Annotated in this window: 5 protein-coding genes and 1 pseudogene; 1 reads left to right on the forward strand and 5 read right to left on the reverse strand. The window is 66.7% G+C overall.

Translation table 11 applies throughout. From position 1 onward, the window contains the following. The 5 genes and pseudogenes from B2W70_RS11215 to B2W70_RS11235 all read right to left on the reverse strand — a co-directional run. Positions 1 to 188 (reverse strand): annotated as a pseudogene (locus tag B2W70_RS11215) (arsenate reductase (glutaredoxin)); the annotation flags it as partial. A 3-nt stretch (positions 189 to 191) separates the two neighbouring features. Next, the gene (locus B2W70_RS11220; protein WP_286745748.1) at positions 192 to 875 is read right to left on the reverse strand and encodes an aquaporin; all 684 of its coding nucleotides are present in this window, start codon (positions 873 to 875) and stop codon (positions 192 to 194) included. A 7-nt stretch (positions 876 to 882) separates the two neighbouring features. Then, positions 883 to 1,386, reverse strand: a complete 504-nt coding sequence (locus tag B2W70_RS11225) for an arsenate reductase ArsC (RefSeq protein WP_286745739.1) — start codon at positions 1,384 to 1,386, stop codon at positions 883 to 885. Positions 1,387 to 1,390: 4 nt separating this feature from the next. After that, positions 1,391 to 1,921, reverse strand: coding sequence for an ArsI/CadI family heavy metal resistance metalloenzyme (locus B2W70_RS11230; protein WP_286745741.1), 531 nt, complete (start codon positions 1,919 to 1,921; stop codon positions 1,391 to 1,393). 12 nt (positions 1,922 to 1,933) lie between these two features. After that, positions 1,934 to 2,269 carry an ArsR/SmtB family transcription factor gene (locus B2W70_RS11235; RefSeq protein ID WP_286745744.1) on the reverse strand — a complete coding sequence of 112 codons (336 nt, stop codon included), beginning with the start codon at positions 2,267 to 2,269 and terminating at the stop codon, positions 1,934 to 1,936. A gap of 152 nt (positions 2,270 to 2,421) precedes the next feature. Here B2W70_RS11235 and B2W70_RS11240 point away from each other — a divergent pair. Continuing rightward, positions 2,422 to 2,702: sigma factor (locus tag B2W70_RS11240; protein ID WP_286745746.1), on the forward strand; the 281-nt coding region annotated here is incomplete at its 3' end.

The following is a 2,702-nucleotide window of genomic DNA, read 5'->3' on the forward strand; positions in this document are numbered from 1 at the left end:
TCTTTCGACCGCATCACGTCTCGCACCGACAGGCCACTGGCCGCGATCAACTGCACGAGCTGTTCTCGCGACGGTGGGGTCTCCAGGTAGGCGACCACCGTGGGCTCGATGCCGGCGTTGCGGATCAGGGCGAGGGTGTTGCGCGAGGTGCCGCAACGCGGATTGTGGAAGATGGTGACAGCGCTCATGGCTCAGGCCTGTGAAGAAGACGATGGGATGGGGGACGCGGCAGCCTTGCCCAGGCAGGCGTGCAGCAGCACCCCCACGGCGGCACCGACCAACTGCGCCAGCACGAACGCGGGCGCGCTCTGGGGCGCGATGCCGGCAAAGCTGTCCGAGAACATGCGCCCGAAGGCCGCAGCCGGGTTGGCGAACGAGGTCGACGCCGTGAAGAAGTAGGCCGCGCCAATGTAGCAAGCCACCAGGGCCGACACGCGCTGTGGCGAGGCCCGCAAGATCACCAGCAACAGGCCCGCCGTGGCCACCGCCTCGGCCAGCCACTGGCCGCCACCGGCTCGCAGCTTGCTCGACCACTGCAGGATGGGCATCTCGAACATGGCGTGGACCAACCAGGCGCCACAAGCCGCCCCGGCCAACTGGGCCACGATGTAGGCCAGCAAGAGGGCAACAGGCAGCTCGCGCCGCCAGGCCATGACCAGGCTGACCGCCGGGTTGAAGTGCGCCCCGCTGACCGGGCCGAACACCTCGATCAGCACGAACAGGCCGAACACCGTGGCCACGGTGTTGCACAACAAGGCCAGCGCCACGTTGCCCTGGGCCAGCCGCTCGGCCATCACCCCCGAGCCAATGACCACGGCCAGCAGCAGCAGCGTGCCCAGGAACTCGCCCAACAGGCGCCTCGACGTCGTCGGCATCATGGCCTCAGCTCCTGGCGATGGCTTGCAAGGCAGCCAGCAGCTCGTCGCGCGGCAGGGTCTGCAGCGGCAGGCCCAGCAGCTGAAGCATGCGGTAGCCGATGGCCTGGCGCGTGAGCTCGAAGGCGCGGCGCTTGCCCTCGTCGCCGCCTTCGGCGTTCGACGGGTCGGGGTAGCCCCAGTGCACCTTCACGGGCTGGCCGTTGCCACCAAAGAAGACCGGGCAGGCCTCGGCCGCCGCGCTGTCGCACACGGTGATGACGATGGACAGCGGCGGCGCTTCGGGCGTGGTGAACTCGTCCCAGCTCTTGCTGCGGTAGGCCGCGGTGTCGATGCCGGCGTTGCTCAAGGCCTCCAGCGCGAACGGGTTGAGCCGACCGCTGGGCGCACTGCCGGCGCTGTGCGCCCTGACGTCTTTGCCCAGCTTGGCGGCCAGGTGGTTGAGCATGCCTTCGGAGAGCACGCTGCGCGCGGAGTTGTGGGTGCAGAGGATGAGGACGTGGGTGGTCATGGCTTCAGCAGCAAGAGGAACCAACAGATTTGACGGGGATGCCGATGGGCTTGCCTGAAACGCGCGGCGTGCAGCAGGCCGATGCGTCGGTTGCAGCGGCTGCACCGGCTGCGGCGACCGTCGGTGCAACGCTTGCAGCCCCCGCAGCCGGCTCGGCTTCGCGGAACACGGGGATCGAGCCCAGCGTCTGGAAGTGCTCCCAGGGCAGGCCCTGCGGATCGACCACCCAGTGCTTGTCGCTGCGGGCGTAGCAGCAGGTGGTGGCGCCCTCGTCGATCAGCGACAGGTCGGCGGCCTGAGCCCGGCCCTTCATGGCGGCCAGGTCGGCGTCGTTGTCTACCTGGATGCCCAGGTGATCGAGCCCGGTGTGGCCGTGCCCACGGGTGGAGATGGCGAAGTTCACCGCCGGGTCGTCGAGCATCCACTTGGCGTAGTCGGCTTCGACGCGGGCGGGCTGGGTGCCGAACATCTTCGAATAGAAGTCGATGTTGCGGGCCAGGTCTTCGACGTGAACGTGGACGTGAAAGCGCTTCATGGTGAACCTTTCTCAGCAGGTAGAACAGGGCGAGGCAGGCACACAGGCCGCTTCGTCACAGGGCTGGCCGGCGCAGCAGTGCTCGGTCAGGTAGGACAACAAGGCGTTCATGTGCGCGAACACCGCGCGGTAGATCAGGTGCCGGCCCTCGCGCTCCTGGTCGATCAGGCCGGCGTGGGTCAGCTCTTTGAGGTGAAACGACAAGGTGGTGGCCGCCACGCCGAGCCGCTCGCACAAGGCCGTGGGCGTGAGCCCGGCCGGGCCAGCCACCACGAGGGCGCGGAACACGCGCAGGCGAACGGGCTGGGCCAGGGCAGCCAGGGAGGCGATGACGGTTTCTTCTTCCATGATTCAATTATTATTGAATAATTGAATTGGCGCAAGCACGAGCCAGACGAATGCCCATGACATGACCAGATATCCCTGGAACTTTTCCGTCTTAGCACTCTCCAAGCAAGAGTGCTAACATTCATCGAGAAGGATCCAGAAAGGAACCATCCATGACCTTGACGACCACCCTTGCCCCCCGTGACCCCTGGAGTGTGGTGCCCTCGCTGGGCAACCTGGACGCGTACATCCGCTTCGTCCAGACCGTGCCCATGCTGGAAGCCGACGAGGAACAAGCCCTGGCTCGTCAACTGCGCTCGGCCAACGACCTGCAGGCCGCCTCGCGCCTGGTGCTCTCGCACCTGCGCCTGGTCGTGTCCATCTCTCGCCAGTACCTGGGCTACGGCCTGCCGCAAGGCGACCTGATCCAGGAAGGCAACATCGGCCTGATGAA

The sequence above is a fragment of the Aquabacterium sp. UBA2148 genome, from assembly GCF_002328915.1.
In the GTDB taxonomy this organism is placed as follows: Bacteria; Pseudomonadota; Gammaproteobacteria; order Burkholderiales; family Burkholderiaceae_C; genus Aquabacterium; species Aquabacterium parvum.

Excerpts from the sequence above, each read along its gene's own strand:
- B2W70_RS11220 (WP_286745748.1), bottom strand. The coding sequence starts at position 875 with ATGCCGACGACGTCGAGGCGCCTGTTGGGCGAGTTCCTGGGCACGCTG.
- B2W70_RS11230 (WP_286745741.1), bottom strand. The coding sequence starts at position 1,921 with ATGAAGCGCTTTCACGTCCACGTTCACGTCGAAGACCTGGCCCGCAAC.
- B2W70_RS11225 (WP_286745739.1), bottom strand. The coding sequence starts at position 1,386 with ATGACCACCCACGTCCTCATCCTCTGCACCCACAACTCCGCGCGCAGC.
- B2W70_RS11235 (WP_286745744.1), bottom strand. The coding sequence starts at position 2,269 with ATGGAAGAAGAAACCGTCATCGCCTCCCTGGCTGCCCTGGCCCAGCCC.